The 22,334-nt window shown below is 33.3% G+C and carries 22 protein-coding genes, 5 tRNA genes and 2 pseudogenes; 5 read left to right on the top strand and 24 right to left on the bottom strand.

Annotated elements, in window-relative coordinates:
• Window positions 1-22: 22 nt before the first annotated feature.
• The 9 genes from nusG to HCAN_RS01085 all read right to left on the bottom strand — a co-directional run bounded on the left by nusG (window position 23) and on the right by HCAN_RS01085 (window position 2,812).
• On the bottom strand, window positions 23-547 hold the full coding sequence (gene nusG, locus HCAN_RS01125) for a transcription termination/antitermination protein NusG (RefSeq protein ID WP_172617264.1): 525 nt from the start codon (window positions 545-547) through the stop codon (window positions 23-25).
• A gap of 22 nt (window positions 548-569) precedes the next feature.
• Window positions 570-749 (bottom strand): preprotein translocase subunit SecE, encoded by a 180-nt coding sequence (secE, locus tag HCAN_RS01120; protein WP_006655953.1) that lies wholly within the window; start codon window positions 747-749, stop codon window positions 570-572.
• A gap of 29 nt (window positions 750-778) precedes the next feature.
• Window positions 779-854 (bottom strand) — tRNA-Trp (locus HCAN_RS01115).
• Window positions 855-884: 30 nt separating this feature from the next.
• Window positions 885-1,055: a 50S ribosomal protein L33 gene (gene rpmG, locus HCAN_RS01110; protein WP_005021381.1), complete on the bottom strand. Its 171-nt coding sequence runs from the start codon at window positions 1,053-1,055 to the stop codon at window positions 885-887.
• 10 nt (window positions 1,056-1,065) lie between these two features.
• The gene (gene tuf / locus HCAN_RS01105) at window positions 1,066-2,265 is read right to left on the bottom strand and encodes an elongation factor Tu (RefSeq protein ID WP_006655954.1); all 1,200 of its coding nucleotides are present in this window, start codon (window positions 2,263-2,265) and stop codon (window positions 1,066-1,068) included.
• Between the two features lie 114 nt (window positions 2,266-2,379).
• Window positions 2,380-2,454, bottom strand: a tRNA-Thr gene (locus HCAN_RS01100).
• Between the two features lie 67 nt (window positions 2,455-2,521).
• Window positions 2,522-2,598 (bottom strand) — tRNA-Gly (locus HCAN_RS01095).
• A gap of 13 nt (window positions 2,599-2,611) precedes the next feature.
• A tRNA-Tyr gene (locus HCAN_RS01090) sits at window positions 2,612-2,696 on the bottom strand.
• Between the two features lie 40 nt (window positions 2,697-2,736).
• A tRNA-Thr gene (locus tag HCAN_RS01085) sits at window positions 2,737-2,812 on the bottom strand.
• A gap of 184 nt (window positions 2,813-2,996) precedes the next feature.
• On the opposite strand from HCAN_RS01085, the gene HCAN_RS01080 reads away from it, so the two are divergent.
• The 4 genes from HCAN_RS01080 to rny all read left to right on the top strand — a co-directional run bounded on the left by HCAN_RS01080 (window position 2,997) and on the right by rny (window position 7,681).
• Complete coding sequence (locus tag HCAN_RS01080) at window positions 2,997-4,952, top strand: TonB-dependent receptor (protein ID WP_006655955.1); 1,956 nt, start codon at window positions 2,997-2,999, stop codon at window positions 4,950-4,952.
• A 68-nt stretch (window positions 4,953-5,020) separates the two neighbouring features.
• Window positions 5,021-5,527 carry a hypothetical protein gene (locus HCAN_RS01075; RefSeq protein ID WP_232049073.1) on the top strand — a complete coding sequence of 169 codons (507 nt, stop codon included), beginning with the start codon at window positions 5,021-5,023 and terminating at the stop codon, window positions 5,525-5,527.
• Window positions 5,515-6,195 (top strand): 5-formyltetrahydrofolate cyclo-ligase, encoded by a 681-nt coding sequence (locus HCAN_RS01070; RefSeq protein ID WP_006655957.1) that lies wholly within the window; start codon window positions 5,515-5,517, stop codon window positions 6,193-6,195. Before HCAN_RS01075 ends, HCAN_RS01070 begins: the two co-directional genes overlap by 13 nt.
• On the top strand, window positions 6,110-7,681 hold the full coding sequence (gene rny, locus HCAN_RS01065; RefSeq protein ID WP_006656707.1) for a ribonuclease Y: 1,572 nt from the start codon (window positions 6,110-6,112) through the stop codon (window positions 7,679-7,681). The genes HCAN_RS01070 and rny overlap by 86 nt, the downstream gene beginning before the upstream one ends.
• A gap of 18 nt (window positions 7,682-7,699) precedes the next feature.
• On the opposite strand, the gene HCAN_RS01060 is transcribed toward rny, so the two are convergent.
• The 9 genes and pseudogenes from HCAN_RS01060 to rfbA all read right to left on the bottom strand — a co-directional run bounded on the left by HCAN_RS01060 (window position 7,700) and on the right by rfbA (window position 14,518).
• A complete protein-coding gene (locus HCAN_RS01060; RefSeq protein WP_006655959.1) occupies window positions 7,700-8,785 on the bottom strand; it encodes a DegT/DnrJ/EryC1/StrS family aminotransferase in 1,086 nt (361 codons plus the stop codon).
• A 3-nt stretch (window positions 8,786-8,788) separates the two neighbouring features.
• On the bottom strand, window positions 8,789-9,862 hold the full coding sequence (locus tag HCAN_RS01055; RefSeq protein ID WP_006656706.1) for a glycosyltransferase family 2 protein: 1,074 nt from the start codon (window positions 9,860-9,862) through the stop codon (window positions 8,789-8,791).
• An 8-nt stretch (window positions 9,863-9,870) separates the two neighbouring features.
• On the bottom strand, window positions 9,871-10,854 hold the full coding sequence (locus tag HCAN_RS01050) for a glycosyltransferase family 2 protein (protein WP_006655961.1): 984 nt from the start codon (window positions 10,852-10,854) through the stop codon (window positions 9,871-9,873).
• Window positions 10,855-10,867: 13 nt separating this feature from the next.
• Window positions 10,868-11,236: pseudogene (locus tag HCAN_RS01045) on the bottom strand (acyltransferase); the annotation flags it as partial.
• Window positions 11,237-11,239: 3 nt separating this feature from the next.
• Window positions 11,240-12,058, bottom strand: a complete 819-nt coding sequence (gene wlaRD, locus HCAN_RS01040; protein WP_006655963.1) for a dTDP-3,6-dideoxy-3-amino-D-glucose N-formyltransferase WlaRD — start codon at window positions 12,056-12,058, stop codon at window positions 11,240-11,242.
• Between the two features lie 56 nt (window positions 12,059-12,114).
• Window positions 12,115-12,234, bottom strand: a pseudogene (locus tag HCAN_RS01035) (hypothetical protein); the annotation flags it as partial.
• Window positions 12,224-12,625: a sugar 3,4-ketoisomerase gene (locus tag HCAN_RS01030; protein ID WP_006655965.1), complete on the bottom strand. Its 402-nt coding sequence runs from the start codon at window positions 12,623-12,625 to the stop codon at window positions 12,224-12,226. The gene HCAN_RS01030 and the pseudogene HCAN_RS01035, both read right to left, overlap by 11 nt.
• Window positions 12,615-13,643: a dTDP-glucose 4,6-dehydratase gene (rfbB, locus tag HCAN_RS01025; protein ID WP_006655966.1), complete on the bottom strand. Its 1,029-nt coding sequence runs from the start codon at window positions 13,641-13,643 to the stop codon at window positions 12,615-12,617. The genes HCAN_RS01030 and rfbB overlap by 11 nt, the downstream gene beginning before the upstream one ends.
• A complete protein-coding gene (gene rfbA, locus HCAN_RS01020; protein WP_006656705.1) occupies window positions 13,640-14,518 on the bottom strand; it encodes a glucose-1-phosphate thymidylyltransferase RfbA in 879 nt (292 codons plus the stop codon). Before rfbA ends, rfbB begins: the two co-directional genes overlap by 4 nt.
• Window positions 14,519-14,639: 121 nt before the next feature.
• Between rfbA and HCAN_RS01015 the strand changes: the two genes are divergently transcribed.
• On the top strand, window positions 14,640-15,935 hold the full coding sequence (locus HCAN_RS01015) for a glycosyltransferase family 8 protein (protein ID WP_006655968.1): 1,296 nt from the start codon (window positions 14,640-14,642) through the stop codon (window positions 15,933-15,935).
• 32 nt (window positions 15,936-15,967) lie between these two features.
• Here HCAN_RS01015 and HCAN_RS01010 read toward each other — a convergent pair whose 3' ends face one another.
• Genes HCAN_RS01010 through HCAN_RS00985 form a run of 6 tightly spaced genes read right to left on the bottom strand, consistent with a single transcriptional unit; the run spans window position 15,968 to window position 22,328 of the window.
• Window positions 15,968-17,062: a glycosyltransferase family 4 protein gene (locus tag HCAN_RS01010; RefSeq protein WP_006655969.1), complete on the bottom strand. Its 1,095-nt coding sequence runs from the start codon at window positions 17,060-17,062 to the stop codon at window positions 15,968-15,970.
• Window positions 17,063-17,096: 34 nt separating this feature from the next.
• Window positions 17,097-18,677 carry a glycosyltransferase family 2 protein gene (locus HCAN_RS01005; RefSeq protein ID WP_006655970.1) on the bottom strand — a complete coding sequence of 527 codons (1,581 nt, stop codon included), beginning with the start codon at window positions 18,675-18,677 and terminating at the stop codon, window positions 17,097-17,099.
• A 5-nt stretch (window positions 18,678-18,682) separates the two neighbouring features.
• Window positions 18,683-19,393 carry a phosphoribosylglycinamide formyltransferase gene (purN, locus tag HCAN_RS01000; RefSeq protein ID WP_006656704.1) on the bottom strand — a complete coding sequence of 237 codons (711 nt, stop codon included), beginning with the start codon at window positions 19,391-19,393 and terminating at the stop codon, window positions 18,683-18,685.
• Complete coding sequence (locus tag HCAN_RS00995) at window positions 19,393-19,632, bottom strand: hypothetical protein (protein ID WP_006655972.1); 240 nt, start codon at window positions 19,630-19,632, stop codon at window positions 19,393-19,395. Before HCAN_RS00995 ends, purN begins: the two co-directional genes overlap by 1 nt.
• A gap of 43 nt (window positions 19,633-19,675) precedes the next feature.
• A complete protein-coding gene (locus tag HCAN_RS00990; RefSeq protein WP_006655973.1) occupies window positions 19,676-20,776 on the bottom strand; it encodes a hypothetical protein in 1,101 nt (366 codons plus the stop codon).
• 7 nt (window positions 20,777-20,783) lie between these two features.
• Complete coding sequence (locus HCAN_RS00985; RefSeq protein WP_006655974.1) at window positions 20,784-22,328, bottom strand: MBOAT family O-acyltransferase; 1,545 nt, start codon at window positions 22,326-22,328, stop codon at window positions 20,784-20,786.
• Window positions 22,329-22,334: the final 6 nt, after the last annotated feature.

Here is a 22,334-nt window from a genome sequence, read left to right as displayed (position 1 = left end):
AACTTATCCTTGTCTTTAGTAATTAAACTATTTTTTCCACTTGTGAATAAAGTATTTCAATAGGAGTGCTTCTACCAAAAATAGAAACATTTAATTTGAGCTTTCTGTGTTCCATATCATATTCTTCAACCGTCCCAGTAAAATTCGCAAAAGGACCCTCAATAATTCGAACAACTTCTCCTGTTTCAAAAATCACTTTTGGTTTAGGAGCAGCACGATTTTGAACTTTTTCAATAATATGATTAATGTCTGCTTCACTCAATGGAGTTGGCTTTTTAGCCTCACCAATAAAACGACTAACTTTCGGTAAAGATTGGATTTTATGCCATAATGCTGTATCAAGATCAACTTTAATAAAAACATATCCTGGATAAAGGCTTCTTTCGCTTATCTTTTTTTTGTTATTTTTCACTTCAATAATATCTTCTGTTGGAACAACAATATCTGTGATTCTTTCTTCTAAGTGATGTTCTCTTACAAGATTTTCAATCCCACGCTTTACTGCTTGCTCACTACCAAAATATGTTTGAATCGCATACCAATACAACGCCATAGATAAATCCTAAAAATTATAAAATACTTGAAACAAAACTACCAAGAATGAAATCAACCAATGCCAAGAATAAAGCAATTATTGTTACAACGATAACCACAGAAATAAATGCATTTCTCACTTGTTCTTTTGTGGGGAAAATAACCTTTGATAATTCTTCTCTTGATAATCTATAATAACTTATTAGTTTTTTCATCTCTTTGCTTGTCTCTCTTTATTACAAAATGGCAGGCCAGGAGGGACTCGAACCCCCAACACTCGGTTTTGGAGACCGACGCTCTACCATTGGAGCTACTGACCTACAAAAAGCAAAAAGCCAAGAGGAGGAATCTTAGCTTTTTAGTTTTACTTCTTTATGAATTGTGTGTTTATTTAATCTTGGGCAGAACTTTTTTAGCTCCAGTTTTTCTGTTTGGGTTTTTGCATTTTTTACAGTGCTGTAATTAATGTCACCACACTCAGAACATTTGAGTCCAATTTTTACGCGATTACCTTTAGCCATTTTTTAAAGCCTATTCGATAATCTTTGTAACAACACCCGCACCTACAGTTCTACCACCTTCACGGATAGCAAATCTTGTTCCCTCTTCAAGTGCGATAGGGTTGATTAATTCAACGGTGATTTTAATGTTATCACCAGGCATTACCATTTCTACTCCTTCTGGCAACGCAATAGAACCTGTAATATCTGTTGTTCTTACATAGAATTGTGGTCTATATCCATTAAAGAATGGAGTGTGTCTTCCACCTTCTTCTTTTGAGAGAACATAAATTTCACCTTCAAATTTTTTGTGAGGAGTGATTGAGCCAGGCTTACAGAGAACCATACCTCTTTCTACTTCTTCTTTTTTAGTTCCTCTTAAAAGCACCCCAACATTATCACCGGCTTCACCTTGATCTAACTCTTTTCTAAACATTTCAACGCCAGTTACGGTTGTTTTTTGAGTTGGTCTAATACCTACGATTTCAATTTCATCACCAACTTTTACAACACCTCTTTCAATTCTTCCTGTTACAACTGTTCCACGACCTGCAATTGAGAAAACATCTTCAATTGGCATAAGGAAAGTTTTATCAGTTTCACGAACAGGAGTTGGAATGTATTCATCTACCGCATCCATAAGCTTCATGATTTTCTCACTCCACTCACCTAGATTTCCAGATTTTGCTTCTTCAAGTGCTTTTAATGCAGAACCAGCAATAATTGGAGTATCATCCCCTGGGAATTCATAGCTTGATAAAAGCTCTCTAATTTCCATTTCAACTAATTCTAACAATTCTGGATCATCTACCATATCTTGTTTATTCATAAATACTACAATGTAAGGAACACCTACTTGGCGAGATAACAAAATGTGTTCTCTAGTTTGTGGCATAGGACCATCTGCAGCAGAAACAACCAAAATCGCTCCATCCATTTGCGCAGCACCTGTGATCATGTTTTTAACATAGTCAGCGTGTCCAGGACAATCTACGTGTGCATAGTGTCTTTTTTCTGTTTCATATTCAATGTGTGAAGTTGCAATAGTGATACCACGCTCTTTTTCTTCTGGAGCATTATCAATATTGTCATAGTCCTTCATTTCTGCTAAACCTTTAGTTGATAGAACAGCAGAAATCGCAGCACTTAAAGTTGTCTTACCATGGTCAACATGCCCGATAGTTCCAATATTTACATGGGGTTTTGATTTGACATATTTTTCCTTAGCCATAAGCTTCTCCTAAAATTTAAAGTTTAAAATAGCTGTAATTTTACACTATTTTTACCAATTTTAAAATTAAGAATCGTAACATTTTCTACAATTCCATCATAAACTCTGAAAAACTGGAGCCCATAAGCGGGATTGAACCGCCGACCTCTTCCTTACCAAGGAAGTGCTCTGCCACTGAGCTATATGGGCAAAAATAACAATACATAAGTGTTGGGCTGATTTAAAAAAACTACAAGTAGAATCAGCTCCCAGTATATGGAGCGGGAAACGGGGCTCGAACCCGCGACCCTCAGCTTGGAAGGCTGATGCTCTAGCCAACTGAGCTACTCCCGCAAATAGCTATTAATGGTGGTGAGACGTGGATTCGAACCACGGAAGGTAGAACCAGCAGATTTACAGTCTGCCCTCGTTGGCCACTTGAGTATCTCACCCCAATTATAAACTGGTCAAACACTGAAATAAAAATTTAAATGGAGCTGGTAAAGGGACTCGAACCCCCGGCCTGCTGCTTACAAGGCAGCTGCTCTACCAACTGAGCTACACCAGCAAAATTTAAAAATGAGATGAAATTCTACTCTCTTTTTTAAAAAATGTCAATACTTTACAAAATTATTGTAAAATTCTTTTTGGCTTCTTAAAATCTCTAGCAATGCTCACTTTAATTTTATTCAAAGTATTAATTGCTGAATTTTAAAAATGCCAAATCTCAAATTAATTTAGGAAAACTTAGAATGCAAAAACACAAAAACCTACAACCCAAGGGATTTAGAAAAAAATATTTTTCTTTGGCTGCAATTTTAGCTTTAAATAGCACTTTACTTGCACAAAGTCAAAATATTGCTTTGAATGAAAAATCTTCACAATCTCAAGATTCTCAATCTTTAAAGCTTTCTATTATCCATGCAAATGAGTTTGTAGAGAATGCAGACTTCAAAGAAGAATTTAGTGCAGAGGAAATTTCACAATCCAATGCTCAAAATGTCTATGAATTCTTAAATCTTCATTCTCTGCTTAAAACCACTTCCAGTTATGGCAATCCTTATACACAAAACATTGATTTACGCGGTTTTGGACAAAATGCACATAAAAATCTTGCGATTATTGTTGATGGGGTTAGAATAAACAATATTGATTCAGCGCCTGTTTCACTAAGCTCTATTCCACTTGATTCAATTCAAAAAATTGAAATTATCCGCGGCAAAGGTATGACAAAATATGGTAATGGTGCAGTGAGTGGAATCTTGAAAATCACCACCACACGCAAAGAAGGTGGAACTATTAATCTAGGCTATTCAAGCTATGACACGCTCAATTCACAAATGACTGCGCGTTATGTTGGAGACACTTTGAATATTGGATTTTATGGTCAATATCAACATTCTCAAGGTGCTAGAAAAATCACACAAGGATCTGATGAAAAAGATGGAAATTACAACAAAAATAGCGGAATCTCACTTTTTTATTACCCCAATGATTCTTTAATCTTAAAAGCTAGTGCTAATTATTCCAAATATGGAATCAAATACGCTGATCCACTTACCAAAGAGCAGTTTGACAAAGATCCAAGCCAAGCGGGAGATTCCTTTAGTCATCAAAAGCGATGGGATTTGTATCATAATATTGGCTTAACCTATTTTGCACAAAATGGCGTTACCACTGATATAAATTTTGGTGGGAATCGCAACGAAAGCAACTATGTCAATTCTCCCAATGCACTTTATGTCGGAAAAGGTTTATATGGTAATTTTAATACTGCTTACAAAAATGATTCCTATCTTGCAGAAATAGGGGGAGAGATCAAACAAAATCAACGCACAAATAACAATGTCAAAGCTGAAGTGAGTGAAATGTTGCTTTATCTTAGTGGAGAAAAATATCTAGGAAACTCCACACTCAATCTTGGAATCAACACACAAAGAGTCATCAACAAACAAACTAATTCTTATAGCAGGGATGAAAATCTTATTGGTGGAGAACTTGGCTATCATTACCAAATCCACCCACAAATTAGCGTTTTTACTTCCTATTCTCGCACCTTTGTTACTCCAAATGTTGATTGGCTACTCCGCATATTTGCCCCTTTGCCTAACACACTCATTGAACCAGCCACTTTTGATACTTTTCAAATTGGAACAGATATGATTGTGGGGATTCACAAGCTTAGTGGAAGTGTGTTTTATATCCAAGGGCACGATGAAAACTATTTTGGACTAAACAAAATCACAGGCATTTATGATAACCAAACTCTAGGAAAAACAAGAAGAATCGGTGGTGAGGTTAAATTAACTACTTATTTTTTACAAAATCTCTATTCAACTTTAAGTTATGCTTATGTTGATGCGGCAATGCAAAGCGATGAAGGCTATAAAGGCAATACAATTCCCGGTGTCTCTAAGCACACTTTTGTAACAAGCCTTAATTATCTCCCTATTCCTAATCTTAATCTTGGAATCTCTTATAAATATGGCTCTAGGGCTTATGATTATAATGATTATGATAATGTGCTTACAAAAATGCCAAACTATCAAAGTCTCAATGCCACATTAAGCTACACACTTAAAGATTTTGAAATTTATGCCTTTGCAAACAATCTTACAAATCATAAAAATGCTTTAGTTGTCAGTGAGGCTTATTATCCTTATGAATTTGAAACAACCTTTGGTGGAGGAGTGAAATATAAATTCTAATGCAAAACTTTTCACTTCGCAACTATCTCATTTATAAATTTTTAAACTCCCTTTTTGGGGGAGTTGCTTTGGGAACAATCTTTACTATTTATGCACTTTTACCCCCCAAAACTTTCTCCATTGGCGGAATCATTTTGGCACTTGGAGCTTGGATTCTAAGCTTTTTTTACACACAACTTCTCCAAACCAAACCTTATAAAATCATTCTTATTTTTATAGAGATTCTACCCTTTGGCTATTTACTCTCTTATTTACTTTTTCCACAAACTTTCTATGGTGCGCTTTTAGTCTATGGGCTGTATCAAATAGGCTTTATTTTTGGAGATTATCTTGTGCGTAATGAAACCTTGATATTCCATTCAAAAAGTTTTCTTTCCAAGATTGATAAAACAAGACAAATTGGGTATTTAGGTGGTTTAGTCTTGAGTTTTATTTTTTATTTTGGATTAGAGCAGTTTGGAATCTTGCTTAAAGAATTACAAGTCTATTACATTCATTTTCTTTTACTTTTGCTACAATGCTTAGTGTTTATTACTCTTATCTTTTCATTCAAAGGAACTCCTTGCAAAACCTAAAAGAATCCTATCGCCAACGCTACAAAGCTAATCTCAAAAAAATCCAAGATTCTAAACACTCTAGATTCTTGGATTATCGCTTAGAAAAACGACTTGATAAACTCCTAAAAAGCCTAATTTATGCTCACAAAAAAACTTCTAAAGCACCTATTTCTATTTTATTTTATTATCCTTTAAAAAGCGAATTTGATTGCAGGAAGCTACTTAATTCTTACCGCAAATCTAGAAATATTCAAATTTTTATCCCTTTTATGTGTGGTATCAGCTTTAAAATTGTAAAATATCGCTTACCATTGCAAAAAAAGGCATTTGGTATTTATGAAGCCAAAAATTCAGCATTTTATTTTAAAAAAATTAATATTGCAATCATTCCCACACTTGGAATGGATAAAAATTTCAAACGCATAGGATTTGGCAAGGGTATGTATGATAGATTTTTTGATACTTTAAAACACAAACCTACTAATATTTTTATTTGTCGTGGCATTCATTACACTCATCAAACTATCACAGAAAAACACGATGTGCAATCAAATTTCTTCATCACGCCCTTTGCTAGTCTCAAATTAGAGGATCAAAAATATGATAACTTGGATTATTGTCAGTTCCGCTTTATCAGCCTTAGTCGCTGGCGGAGGAAGCTACCTTATTTCACGCAGACTTTCTAGGGCTAATGTAGAGATTCTGCTTGAACAATCAAAGGCTAAGGCAAAGGCTATTGAATACGAAGCAGAAAAAGCACTTCAAGAATCAAAAATCAAAGCCAAAGAAATAGAGCTAGAATCAAAGCAAAAATACGAAAGAGAAACAGCTAAAATTGTAAAAGAATATGAAAACAATCTCTTAGAATTTGAAAAAGTAAAGCTAAGAGAGAATCAAAAGCTAGAACATAAGCAATGCGCACTTGATCACGAAAGACAACTCATCAACCGAGATAAAAATATTTTACTCCAAGAGCAAGAATCACTTAAAAAACTCAAAGCAAACTACCAAGAAAAGCTCAAGGAACTAACTCAAGAATTAGCCACTATTAGCACTATCACAAAGAGCGAAGCCAAAAAACTTCTTTTTGAAAAAATGCAAGAAGAATCAAGCCAAGAAATTGCACAGATTCTAAGAAAACAAGAAAAAGAGCTTAGAGAAGAAGCCAAAGCCAAAGCCGCTTATATTCTAGCCCAAGCCGCTTCTCGCTTTGCTGGAGAATTCGCCGCTGAGAGACTTATTCACACAATCATTCTCCCTAATGATGAAATGAAAGCTAGAATCATCGGCAAAGATGGACGCAATATCAAAGCACTTGAAATGATTTGTGGGGTAGATATTATTATTGATGACACGCCCGGTGTGATTGTTGTTAGCTCACACAATCTCTACCGCCGATCCATTGCCGTTCAGACTATCCAAAGATTAATCGAAGATGGTAGAATCCAACCCGCTAGAATCGAAGAAATTTATCAAAAGTGCTTTGAAGAATTTGAACAAAATATTTTTGATGAGGGGGATAAAGTTACTCTTGATTTGGGTCTTGGAAATATCCACCCTGAAATCAAAAAACTCATTGGAAAATTACGCTATCGTGCAAGTTATGGACAAAATGCACTAGCCCATAGCCTAGAAGTAGCCAACCTTGCTGGAATCATTGCCGCAGAATTAGGCGGAGATTGCTTGCTTGCAACAAGAGCGGGACTCTTGCACGATATAGGAAAGGCAAGGACGCACGAATTCAAAGGCACTCATGTGGAGCTTGGAGCAGAAATCATACGGCGATACAATGAGCACCCTGTGGTTTTAAATGCGATTCTCTCTCATCACGGCGATGAAGAAGCCAAAAGCATAGAAGCCGCGGCTGTGTGTGCAGCCGATGCACTCTCTGCTGCACGCCCTGGAGCAAGACGAGAAGTGCTAGAAAACTACCTAAGACGCGTGAGTGAAATAGAAAAAATTGCACTCTCAAAAATGGGCGTTTTACACGCCTATGCGATTAACGCAGGGCGGGAAGTGCGAGTGATTGTCAAAGCAGAAGAAATTGATGATGATGAATCCTATCTACTTGCCAAAGAAATCGCTCAAGAAATACAATCTAATGTCCAATACCCCGGTGAAATCAAAGTAAGTGTAATACGCGAAACAAGAGCTTGTGCAATAGCGGAATAAAAGCGAAACAAAACAAGTTTAAAATTCATTCAAAATCTGCGCAATATAAAAAGCTTCTTCTTTATTCATTACTGGCGAAATAGGTAGAGATAGCACTTCTTTGTGAATCTTCTCTGTAATAGGAAAACTAAGATTATTCCACTCCTTATAAGCATTCTGCTTATGTGGTGGAATAGGATAGTGAATTAGTGTTTGAATGCCTTTAATCTTTAAGTATTCTTGCAATTTATCCCTATCTTTCGTGCGTATAACAAACAAATGCCAAACATGCGATTCTTCCTCATATGGTTTTGGCAAAATAATTTTCTCATTTTTAATATTTTCTCTATAAATTTTAGCGATTTCTCTTCTTTGCTGATTGTCTGCATCTAAAAATTGCAATTTAAGATCCAATATAGCAGCTTGAATCTCATCAAGCCTAGAATTTAAACCTTTATAAATATTTTCATATTTTATTAAAGAACCATAATTTGCTATTGCCCTAATCTTTGTTGCCATTTCTTCATCATTGGTAGTAATGCACCCACCATCACCTAATGCCCCTAAGTTTTTACCAGGATAAAAAGAAAAACACCCTATATCCCCTAGATTCCCAACTTTTTTACCTTGGTATATTGCTCCATGAGCTTGTGCGCAATCCTCAATAATTTTTAAATTATATTTTTTAGCAAGTTCCCAAATTTTCTCCATTTCAACTGCTTGACCATACAAATGAACAACCACAATAGCTTTTGTCTTCTCTGTAATTTTAGCTTCAATCAAATCCGCATCAATATTATAAGTCTCTAAATTTGGCTCTACCAAAATAGGCTTCAACCCACAATTGCTAATTGCCAAAATTGAGGCAATGTAAGTGTTAGCTGGTACTATTATCTCCGAATCTTTGGGGAAGTCATAAGCTCGGATAGCTAAGTGTAATGCATCAAGACCATTTGCGCATCCCACACTAAATTTTGTCTCACAATATTTAGCAAAGTTTTCTTCAAAGGCTTTATTTTTCTCTCCCAAAAGATACCAACCGCTCTCCAAAACCTCCCTAATGGCTAAGTCAATTTCACTCTTAAAACGCTGATTAATTTTATGTAAATCCAAAAATTTAATCAAGATCTACCTCCACAAAATAATTCCAACAATTACCATTATTAAAATACCACAAAATACAAGACTACCTTTAAATAGCTTCCTGTATTTCCTGTATTTTTTAATCATCATATCACTATCACATAGCTCCGCTAATCCTAACAAGTCTTTGAAATTAAAATTATATCTTGTCTTTAGAATATTGGAGTTATTACTCTTATTATAAAACTCTAAAATTTTATGATAACCCCAATATTTTCTCACTCTTTGAGAAGAATACATAGCCATTCTTCCTAAGAAAAATTCAATTGTATCTTCATAAGGCATAATCCCTGTATTTTGAATCTCGTTTTTAAAAATTTTTTTCAAAAGTTCAATATCTTTAACGCGCAAAAAACTATCCATTAAAGATTCTATTTCAAGGTTTTCTCTAGTGAGAGTAACATTTTTTCGCGCACTAATGCTTGTTTGATCACCTGCCATTCTATACAAAATCACCTCATCTTGTAAAAATAAAATCTTTGCTCCATTAAGCAATAAATTAATGTGCATAAAGGTATCTTGATGATTACAAAGCCCAAGTGGCAAGGGATAAATATCTCTAAATGCTTGCCTTTTTATAGACATTCCAACAGACATCAAGCAATTACCCTCAAAAAACATATAATTAAGAATTTCCAGAGGCTCTTTATATCGCATTTCTATCTTTTTTGATTGCGAAATCATATTGTTTTCATCTATCACTTTAACGCCAGGATAAACTACATCAACATGTGTCTCTTCAAAAGCTTGATAAATCTTTTCTAAAGCATCTCTCTCTAGCATATCATCACTAGCACAGAAAACCAAAATTTCACCACTAGAATTTTCAAAAGCAGTATTTAAGGCAGCATTGATTCCTTTATTATAATCATGCCTAATGAGCTTTATTCTTTCATCTTTAAACTTTTTAATTTCTTCTAAATTTTTATCCCAAGAACAATCATCCACAATAATAAGTTCAAAGTTTTGAAAAGTTTGCCCTAAAACACTCTGCAAGAAGAATCCAATGTATTTCTCGTGATTAAAAGAAGGTGTTAGAATAGAAATTTTAGGATTCATTAACTGCCTTAATTATAATAAATTTTAAATACATCAAACAAAATCCAAGCTTTATAGCCTCTTCCCCTTTCTCTTCTTAATATAGAGTCTATCCAAAATGCTTTATAAGGCTTTAATAATTCTTCGTATTTATCAAATTTTGCTTCAATACTTTTTTGTTCTTCATTAGTAAAAATATTTTTATTTTCAAGATATTCCTGCCATAGATTATGAATTTGTTGGTATCTCTCTCTATTTATCTTTTTTATCAAAGATTTTTTCAGCTGATTTCTTTTAGCTACTTCTTCTAACTTTAAAAAAACAAGAAATATATCAAACTTTTTGGGACTCATTTTCTTAGTAACACTTGTAGGTACTTGATGATATAAATACTTACCTTTTTTAGAAAATGCTACCTTTTTAGAATTTAGAAAAAAAATTCTTACGGCATACTCATCTCCATTCATGCAATCCTCTAAAAATTTATGTTGCTTAACAATGTCAGCTCTAAAGAGAGCAAATCCAGCTATATTCCAAAATATGCTAAATTCAAAAGCCTCAATACCGCTCAATATCCTATTTTTACTTTTTAGATCATTTGAAATACCTATAATACTTTTTCCACTTGTATTGTCTGGATACACAAAATAACAATCAGGTATAATAGCATCAAGCTCTTCCCCAACTTCATAATATCTATCTACGCAACCTTGCAAGCAATCTCTGCTTATCTCATCATCATGTCCTAGCACAAATATAAAATCACCACTACATTGCTCTAAAGAAACATTCAAAGAAGCGGCACATCCTCCATTTATCTCTCTTTTAATAGCTTTTATGCGAGTGTCTTTGCTAACATATTCTTGTAATTTCTTATAAGTATCATCTTTTGAACAATCATCTACACAAATTAATTCCCAATTTTCATATTCCTGTTGAAGCACAGAATTTATACTTCTTTGCAAAAATTCCTCCGAATTATAACAAGGCATTAAAATTGAAATTTTTAACATCTCTAAAAACCTTTTATATTTTAGAATAATAAGTTACATGTGATAATACATCTTTTGTGACAATAGCCCCAGCCCCTATCATAGCATTTTCTCCTATAGTGATACCCAGCAATATAGTCGCATTTGCCCCTATACTCGCACCTTTTTTAATAATTGTTTTAGAGAATTCTTTAGGATATTGCTTAGATCTTGGGTATTTATCATTGCAAAAAGTTACATTAGGACCTATAAAAACATCATCCTCTATTTCTATCCCATCCCAAATTTGAACTCCGCATTTAATTGTAACATTATTTCCAATTTTTACATCATTTTCTATAAAACAATGCGAACAAATATTGTAATTTTCATCTATAATCGCTTTGAACAAAACTGTACAAAAACTTTACTCTGCATTATATTTTTGCGCTATAATTTTAAATCCATCAATTCCTGAAATCATAAAATATTCCTCAAATTCTTCAAACATATTATATCCTATAAATTCATTTGTTAAAGTTGATTTGATAATTTTTGTTTTATTTATACTTGGAAGTTGGTACTCTTTAAAAATAAAAGCCCTAATTTGATTGTGTATTTCAAAGCTTGTTTTTTTAAAGTTAATTTTATGATTTATATTTATATCTTGTCTTGAAAAGTAACTTGAGCTTATATTATTTTGTTTGAAATTCTCATAAGTATTATTTATTATTCTTTGAATATTTTTCTTAAAAAGGTATTCTCCATAACTCAAATAATTAAAATAAAGATCCCTTGCTGTGTCGTTTATATTTATCGGAAAAATATACTGATCTATTATATTTCCCGTATCAATTCCATTGTCTATACAGTGCAATGTAACACCAGATTCAACTTCATTATTTAAAATTGGCGTAATAGAAGTAAAAACACCTTTGTATTTAGGAAGGGCAGAAAAATGCATATTAAACAATTTATCTGATTTAAATTTTTCCACTTTAACTATTCGATCAAATTCCAAAGAAAAAAATATTATTTGTTTTAATTCATATGCTTCTTCTAGAGTTATAACTTTTATATGATTATTAAAAGCATAATGCAATAGTGACTTTTGCCATGAATCAACACCAAAATCATTTTTGTTTGGTATGACCGCAACTTGATCTGGCTTAAAATGATTTTTCAGAATATATTCCAGTGAATTAACTGCAATGTTATTTTTTCCTGCTATACACAATTTAATCATTTACATAACTCTTTAAAACAATTAATTAATTTTAATAATACTTTGGATTTACTAGAATGCGAACAAATATTGCAATTTTCACCTATAATCGCATTAGGCAAAACTACGCAAAATTGCCAAATTCTTGTGCCACTCCCTATATTTTTACTCTGAACATCTGCTAACTTATGTATCATTTACCATCCTCAAAAATTCATCATAATCCCTAATATATTCATTCTCATTGTAAAAATCACTTGCCAAAACTAAAAGTTTAGCCCCATAAGAAAAATTTCTCATCTCACGCCACATATTCTTACCTATAAAAAGCCCTATATTTGGACGATTCAAAATTATGCTTTTGTCATTTCTCCCATCATTTAAGACAATCTCACAACTTCCATCCATCATAATTAAAACTTGCTCCAATTCTTTATGAGCGTGAGCTCCTCTTGGAAAATCAGGCTTGGTATCATAAATATAATAAATCCTTTTAATCTCAAAGGGAATTTCTTTTAAATTTTCTAATGCTATCAAACTTCCTCTATTGTCATTTTTTGCATCAAAATTTAATATTTTATAATCCATAAACTAAACCTTCATACTCCCTAAGATACCAATCGATGGTCTTCAAAATCCCACTCTCAAAACTTTCTTGAGGTTGCCAATTGAATACTTTGTAAATCTTACTTGAATCAATAGCATATCGCCTATCATGCCCCGCTCTATCTTGGACAAAACCTATCTGTTCTTTATAACTTCTATTTTGCGGTTTCTTTTTGTCGAGAATATCACAGATCAAAGTCGCAATTTCTAAATTATTCTTTTCATTATTTCCCCCTATATTAAAGCTCTCTCCAAAAAATCTAGAATGAAAAACAAGATCAATAGCCCTACAATGATCTTCCACATAAAGCCAATCTCTAATATTCTTACCATCTCCATAAATTGGAATCTCACTCCCCCTCAAAGCATTTCTAATAATTGTCGGAATAAGCTTCTCATCGTGTTGTTTAGGACCATAATTATTAGAACAATTAGTAATGAAAGTATTAAGCCCATAGGTGTGATGATAGCTACGCACTAACATATCACTAGAAGCCTTAGAAGCACTATAAGGAGAATTGGGTGCATAAGGAGTGGTTTCGCTAAAATATCCGCTCTCTCCCAAACTTCCAAAAACCTCATCGGTGCTAATATGATGAAACACGCAATCTTCTTTGCCCGTTTTTGGTTTATTAGGAGAATCAAACCAATTTAAATATGAATGATGCAAAAGGTTAAAAGTCCCATTAACATTTGTTTGAATAAATGCTTGAGGATTAAGAATAGAATTATCCACATGCGATTCAGCTGCAAAATGAATCACATCTGTAATTTCATATTCACTAAAAATTCTTGCCACAAGCTCACTATCGCAAATATCGCCTTGGATAAAGGTATAATTCTCATTACACCCAATTTCTTTTAGATTCTCTAGTTTTCCAGCGTAAGTCAATAAATCTAAATTAATGATTTTATAATAAGGATATTTACCAAGAAAATAAATAATAAAATTGCTTCCTATAAATCCAGCACCACCTGTTATTAAAATATTTCGCCTCAAATATCCTGCTCCAAAATCTTATTCAAATAATCTCCATAGCCACTTTTTTTCAAAAGACTTGCTCTCTCTAAAAGTAGCTGCTCTCCAATCCAGCCATTATGATAAGCAATCTCCTCCAAACAAGCCACCTTATAACCCTGCCTAAGCTCAATAGTCTGCACAAAACTAGAAGCTTCAATAAGATTATCATGCGTTCCAGTATCAAGCCAAGCAAATCCTCTACCCAAACTTTGTGCATACAATTTACCCTGCTTCAAATAGACATTATTAACATCCGTAATTTCTAATTCCCCACGCGATGAAGGCTTTAGACTTTTTGCAATACTAATAGCTTCATTATCATAAAAATAAAGTCCTGTAACTGCAAAATTACTTTTAGGATTCTGTGGTTTTTCTTCTATGTTTAATACCTTGCCTTTAGAATCAAACTCTACAACTCCAAAACTCTTAGGATTTTTAACACGATAAGGGAAAATAGTTGCCATTCCTTCCTTTGTTCTTTGTTTTGCTTCTAAAAGCATAGGTGAAAACCCTTGCCCATAAAACACATTATCACCCAAAATCAAAGCTATTTCATCTTTTTGAATAAAATCTTCTGCCAAAATTAACCCTTGTGCTAAACCATCTGGAGATTTTTGCACACAATAGCTAATCTTCATCCCAAGCCAACTTCCATCCCCAAATATTTCTTCAAAACGCGGAGTGTCTTTTGGGGTAGAAATAATCAAAACTTCCTGAATCTGTGCTAACATTAAAACAGACAATGGATAATAAATCATTGGCTTATCATAAATAGGAAGAAGTTGCTTTGAAACTCCTAAAGTTGCTGGATACAACCGAGTCCCACTTCCTCCTGCTAAAACAATACCTTTCATAATGCCCACCATTATTCAAAACATTTAATAGATACAAATTTCATTTAACTTTAATTGTAATTCTACCATAACATATTTTACCCATAATTATACGCTATAATTCCTTATTTAAAGGTTGAATATGTTTCATATTTTCTTTAGCGCTGATAAAAACTACATTCCCTACACTGCCGTTTTAATTACAAGCATTATTAAAAACACCAATCCACAAAAAAGCTTCAAAGATTTTTGCACCACCCCAAGCGATTCTTTGCCAAGCTTAGATTATCCAAGATTACAATACGACAACTTAGATAAACTAGACAAAAGCGAAGGTTATGTCTTTCATATTTTAAGCGATTCAATCCCCAAAGATTTACAAACCAAACTTCAAAACTTCATTCAAGAGCTTAGTGCCTTTTACCCCTGCACTCTTCAAATTCACATTATTAATGACATAGATTTTGCTCACTTCCCTATTTCAGGTGCTGCCCATAGTAGCCACCTACCCTATTACCGCCTAAAATGGCAAGATTACATCAAACCCGCTCCGCAAAAATGCCTTTATTTAGATTCAGATATGCTTGTTTTGTGTGATTTAAGGGAATTATTTGCCCTAGATTTGAAAGATAATATCGCTGGAATCATCGGCGATTGTGGTTCCAAGAATCGAAAAATCAAATACCAAGAAAATAACTATAAAAAAACTTTTTATTTTGATGAAAATTACTTTAATTCTGGATTTTTACTGATAAACTCCAAGCAATATATTAAAGAACAAATTTGGGAGAAATGTGAGAATCTAGCCAAAAAATGCACCTATATTAAAGCCGCCGATCAAGATTTACTTAACTTCACAATCCCTATAAACAAACGCTTGAAACTCCCCTTTGCATACAATTTTCAATGCATTACCCTGCTTTATGTCCTTTGCAAAGATGAATGCAAGAATCGCCTAAACTACACAAGAGAAGCCTTTAATAAAAGTTTTAAAAACCCAAAAATATTGCATTATGGAGAGAAGCCTTGGCGATATCTCCAAAGCTATCAAGATTACAAAGGAAACAATATTAATGATATTTGGTGGGAATATGCCCAACAAACCCCTATTTTTGGAGACAAACTGCTTAAACAAAAATCACAAATAAGCGATTATAAACTCTTTGCTATTTTAGGCTATTATGCACTGCTATACACCACTAACTTTTTAGGTTATTTTAATCTCTCCAAACTCCTAAAAAGCGATAATGATTCTAAACTTTTACAAGAAGTCTCCAAGATACCTGATTCGCAATTTGGGCTTTGTTGTGTGCTTGGGGAAGTGATTTTATATGCTAGAAAACACAATAAAAATCTCTTAAACATCATCCCAAAAATCTATAAAATCAAGAAACACTACAAAAAATATGCCACCCACAAACAAGCAATAAAATCCTAACTTAAGGATTTTTGTTTTTTGGCTTTTATTTTTCAAGCGATTCTATTTTTATTTTTTAAAACTTTAAATAATTCTTCCCATTGCTCCAAAACTTTGCGTTTAGAGAATTTTTCCTCCACGATTTCTTTAGCCTTAGATCCCATTTTGTGCCTTAGCTCTTCATTTTCCATAAGCTTCTGCATTGCTCTTGCATAGCCTTGTAAATCTCCATCTTGCACCAAAAATCCACTCACCCGATTTTCAATAATATCACTTGGTCCTGTATTAATATCAAAAGCAATGCAAGGTAGCCCACAACTACTTGCCTCCACAAGCACCATAGGGAGACCTTCTGCATAGCTTGTCATAGCATAAAAACTTGCTTGTAAGTATTCTTTGTAAATCTCATTGCTAAAGGGCTTAAGAATCACAGAATTTTGCAAGTTTTTTTGAATAATTTTACGCTCTAGCTTTTCTTTAAAAGGCTCTTCTTTTGGTGATTCGACTCCTGCGATGATACACAACTTCCATTCTTTGTTTTTAGAGTTTTGTTGCACAATCTCCCAAATATCTACAAGTCGCAAAAATCCTTTTTCATCATTTGGGGTAATCCTACCAACACACAACACTCTCTTTTGATTTAAATCTGAAGTTTGATCTAAAAATGCTTTAATAAAATTTGGAATCACCACAACATTTTGATGATATTTTTTCCAAATCTCAATTTGTCTGCCACTCAAAACCACCAAAGCATCAAAAGAATTAAATCGCTTCAAAAAACGCTTAAATGCAGAATGCACAAATTTAATATAGCAAGTTTTAGGATTTTTAAAAAAAGGAAAATGGGGAGAATTGTTAAAAATAATCACATCAGCATTAGGATACATTTTATTTAAAAGATAGCTTTCATAAATCTTATAATAAAGTTTATATAATGGCTTTTTTCGCATAGAATCTTGTGATTTTTTATGCATAAAGCTAACTTTAATCTGCGGTGAAATCGCATAGGGCAATGTTTCATTAGAACGATAAAAACTCAAAATCTCAACCCTATGTCCATTCTCATAAAGTGTCTCAGCGAAATTCACCACCACGCGTTCTGCACCACCTCGTATGCTAAGATCCCCAATTGTCAAAACAATCTTCATTTTTGCTATCTCACTTTCAATTTCTCCCAACCCATTACCATAGAATCTTTTTTTCTTTGATAGTTTGCAAATAAATTTTATGGTTAGATTCTAGCATATCACGCGTATTTTCAGGGTGATAAATATGATAAGCCACTGCGGCAAACTTCAATCGTCTAAACACTCCACCATTAAATAAAAATCGGGCAACAAACTCACTATCCTCACGCCCCCAACCCACAAAATTTTCATTAAAGCCCTTAATGGCTTCACAATCGGATTTATAAAAGCTCATATTGCATCCTCGGATACCCTTAATAAAATCTTTTTTATCAAAAAACTTCGAATCTAAATGCGAAAATTCAAAAATAATTCGTGCTAGAATCCTACATCGCTTTGCTTTGAATCCTCCCAAATTAAAAGCACTTTCATAAGCCTTTATTTGATTATTTTGTCTTGCTTCTAGCATTGCTTGTGAAGCAGGAGAATCCAAAATCACGCGCGAGCCTTGCAAAAATACCTTTGGTGTAGCAAAAGCCAAATGATCTGCAACAAATAATGGATGAAGAATCATATCACCATCAATGATAATGATATACTCCCCTTTTGCTGCCTTTATGGCTTGGTTACGAATCGCACTTAACATAAAACCCCTATCTTCTTGCCAAATATGCCTAAGCGGACAAGGAAAGGTGCGTGCATAGGATTCTATTAGCTCTCTTGTGTCTTCTTTGCTACCATCATCGGCAATCAGCACTTCTGTGGGCAACACAGACAAATCCCTTACAGAATCTAAAACTAATGCTAACTTTTCTTTTTGATTATAAGTAGTGATGATGAGCGAAACGCTTTTGGGTTTTTGAATAGTATTTTCATAAAGTTTCATATATTTAAAAAAAGCACCAAGTCCATTACACACCGAAATCACAAAGCCTTTGTAACCATATAAAAAGCCTTTTTTAAAGATATAATTCCTAAAGAATGTCCAACTTCCATGAATGATTGCTTTTAATGGGCTTGAAGCTTTGTTGGCATTTTGCTGTGCCCAAAGAGTCGAATAACGCTGCATTTTCTCAAGCAAATGGGAAATGCCATTAAAAGCATAATGCTTAAGTCCAGAATCTAGCTTAAGCACTTTTGCATCCTTAGGTATCACAATACTTTCATGCACAATATTATCATTAAAACGCGTGTAATTCTTGCAAAACACGCGTGTTACAAAATCAGGATACCACCCACAAGCCTTAATCCACTCGCCATTATAGAGATTTTTGCGTGGCATTGCAATAAGAGTGCAAGAAGGAGGAAAATCCTCTAAATTACTAAAAAGTTTTGCAAGTAACTCAAAGGTATTAGATTCTAAGACCTCATCTGAATCAATGCTAAAAATCCAATCATTACTCGCATAACTCACAGCAAGATTTTTCAACGCACCAAACCCAATAAATTCACTTGTATAAATCTTAAGATTCTTATGCAATACATTAAAATCTTGTGCGATTTTTTGTGTATTATCGCTACTACCATTATCAAGCAAAATAATTTCATCAAAGTTTTGCAAAGAATCTAGGCATTCTTGTAGTGTCGCTTCTGCATTTTTGACAATCAAAACCGCACTAATTTTTATTTTTTTCATCTCTTTTAATCATCTCTACTTATTACCTCTAACACTGCTAAAGGATACAAATAATGCTCCAAGCAGTGAATTGCTGCTTCATACGCCTCCAAACTCTCAAGCTTAGCTATCACCCCTTGTGCGATTATCTCTCCGCTATCTAGCTCCTCACTCACCCAATGCACGCTAACCCCACCTAACTTCATCTCCGAATCAAAACTTTCTTTGATTCCATTAGCCCCTTTAAAGAGTGGCAAAAGCGATGGATGAATATTAATAGCCCTTATAGCAGAAGTAAAAACTGGAGTTAAAATGCGCATAAATCCTGCCAAAACGCATAAATCCAACTCATATTCTCTTAAAATCCCAACAAGTTCTTTATCAAAATCTTCACGCTTAGCAAAATTCTTGCTCTCTAGCACCCGTGTTTTGACACCCAATCTCTTGGCACGCTCCAAACCATAAGCTTCTGCCTTATTACTTAGAGCTAATACAACTTCAACCCTAAATGCACCTTGATCCTCTTTTGTTGCCTCTACAAACTCAAACTCTAATCCCCCAATCAAAAATCCTTGCGAATCTTTGGGAGTAAATTTTCCCTGCTTTTTGAAATATTTCCCATTCAAGCTACGAATTAAAGCTTCTAAATTGCTTCCATTTCCACTAAAGAGAATCGCAATTCTTTTGATTCTAGATTCTAAAACCACACCATTTTTTGTAACTTTTGAATCTAGCATTACTTTTTTCCAAAAAATTCTGGCTTATTTTTTTTAAGCTTTTCAATATTTTCTAAAATTTCCTTCACTCCATATTCCAAGCTCTCCTCATCAAGCCCATCAATATAAGCATCTAACGCTTCTTGCATTTTGGCTTCAACCACACCTGAGAGCTTAAGTGCCACACAAAGCATATCACTAAGTTGAATAGAAAGCTCTTCAATCTCTTCTTCTAATTCCTTAATTCTCTCTTTGCTCATTATCTTCTCCCTTTTGCTTGGCTATTTTTGATAGCCTTAGTGCTTATTTCTCTAATATTTTTGAATCTTTTACAATATTAATTAGCGGCGTTAAATCATAATCTTGGATTTTTTGCTCAAAAATATCAAAATAAGATTCTATATTATCAGGCGTTAAAATATGCTTTTTATTTTGTATTGAATCAAGCTCCAAAGAATTCATATCATTCTTATAATGAATAGTATCTCCTGCATAATTTCCTATATCATCTGCGTAATCTAAAGTATCAAATCCATAGATTGTAACATTTTTTAAATCTTTTGTTTGCTCAAGCAACCAATAAGTAATTTTTTTTCGCTCTATAAACGCTTTAGGATTAATTTTAAAATGAAGTCTTGAATAAGGGGGTAAAATCAAATGAAATTGGGTATTAGGATATTTTTTTATAAAAGAAAGGAGAAAAGTTTCTAATAGCTCTTGCTCCTTACTTACATCAATGCGATTAAGATCAAATTCTACAGGCTTACTTTGCGGAAGGCTTTTTAATGACTCTTGCTTAAAAATATCTGGATTGTATTTGATCCAATTCTCAAAACCACCCAATCTTTTTTGGTGCTTCTCTTCCCTAATCCATTGCAAAAGCGTTTCTAGGTTTTCTTTTCCAATGCATTTTTCTTTTTTGCTAAAAGTTAAAGTGCAGATGATAAATCTATCATTCAAATAAGCCTCAAAGTCATTTAAAAAGGATTCATCATAAAGAAGTCGAAAATTTGGCTTAGTTGAAACTTCATCACCAAAAGCATCCAAAGAATAAATAAGAGTCTTAGGGTTTTGATACCTAAATAAATAATTCAAAATAATTCCTCTCTCTTTGGTAGTGCTAGCAGCAGGAGAAATATTAACCCAATTACCTCCTAATTTCCTATTAGCTTCTTTTGCAGAGGTATTTTGGAGCATTGAAGTTCCCAAAATATAAGAATCAAAATCATAATGCTTAATAATAGCCCTAGCTCCTAATCGCATCTCACCAAAAAATCTTTCTTCCTTTAAAAAACTCTTATGGAAGATTTGCATAGGATCATAAAAATAAATTAACCCCAAAGATAAAAAAGACAATAAAATAAAAAATGCAAACGAATAAACAATAAATCTAAAATAACTCATAAAATCCCTAAAAATTAAAATAGATAAACTCTACATAAGGAGTTATACTAAGCGTAACAATAGAAACATAAAATAAAATTCCCGCAAAAAGAACATTCTTCCATGAGGGCTTAAAATCCTCTAAAAGCTCAATGCTATTTTTTGCACATAAAATCACAATAAACCCAATGATTAAATAAAATAATGTTTCATTTCTTCCCTCAATCTGTGCTAGAAGTTTGGGGATATGTCTTGCTTTTTCTGGTAATTCTACCCATACAATTCCAAACATTCCTTGCAATAAATTCAAAGCACCTTGTAAATTCTCTGCTCTAAAGAATATCCAAGTGAGATTAAGAAAATTAAAAGTAAGAAACCAACAGAGAATCTTATAAAAACGGCTTTGCAAAAATGCGCTTTTTTGCCAATTAAAAGATTCTAACAAATATCCATAAGCTCTATGCAAACACATTGCAATCCCATGCAATGCACCCCAAATCACAAACCCAAAACCAGCCCCATGCCAAATTCCACTTAAAAAAGCAACAATAAAAAGATTCCTAAGCGTAAGAATCTTTGAGCCCTTATTCCCTCCTAGCGGGATATAAAGATAATCTTTTAAAAACTTGCCCAAAGTGATATGCCATTTTCTCCAAAACTCCGTAATATTGAGTGATTTATAAGGCGAATTAAAGTTAATTGGTAAAAAGATTCCAAAAAACAATCCCAAACCTATTGCCATATCGCAATATCCACTAAAGTCAAAATAAAGCTGAAAGGTATAAGAAAGCGAAGTTACCCAAGATTCTGCCATATTTAAAAATCCGCCATTTTCTACTATGCTAAATCCATTATTCGCCCATTTTGCAAAGCTATCTGCAATAAAAACTTTTTTAAACAAACCTATAGAAAAGATAAACACACCTTTTGCAATCTTATCCCACTCTATCCAAGTATTGCAAAAAAGCGTTTGGAATTGCGGCATCATTTCTTTATGATGCACGATAGGACCTGCAATAAGTTGCGGAAAAAAACTAACAAACAAACAATAATCTAAAAAATCAATCCTAGAATCGCCTAAAAAAGTATCTTCTTCTAAATCTTTAACATCAATTTTCTTGTAACAATCCACCAAAAAAGCAATCTGCTGAAAAGTAAAAAACGAAATGGCAAGTGGCAAAAGAATGTGAGGCAAAGGAATACTAAAATCTAATTGAAAAATTTTAGAAAATAAATTAAAGTTTTCTAAGAAAAAGTCTGTGTATTTAAAAAATCCAAGCAATGCAAGATTAAAAAAGATTCCAAAATAAAGATAAAATTTAGCTTGATTATTCTTTTTAGAGTTATTTTTAGAAAGGCTCTTTAGGATTAATAAAGCAATTCCATAGTTTGCAAAAATTGAAAACAAAAGAATTCCAAGATATTTTATCTCCCAAAAAGCATAGAAAAACAAGCTACCAAGCACCAAAAAAAGTTTTGCCAAAAAATTTTGATTAAAATATTTTAAGCCATAGAATCCTGCAAGCATTACAGGCAAAAAAGCAAAAATAAAAATATAAGAACTAAATACCATCAAACA

The sequence above is a fragment of the Helicobacter canadensis MIT 98-5491 genome (genome assembly GCF_000162575.1).
GTDB classification, from domain to species: domain Bacteria; phylum Campylobacterota; class Campylobacteria; order Campylobacterales; family Helicobacteraceae; genus Helicobacter_D; species Helicobacter_D canadensis.
This window is presented reverse-complemented; position numbering and strand designations above follow the sequence as displayed.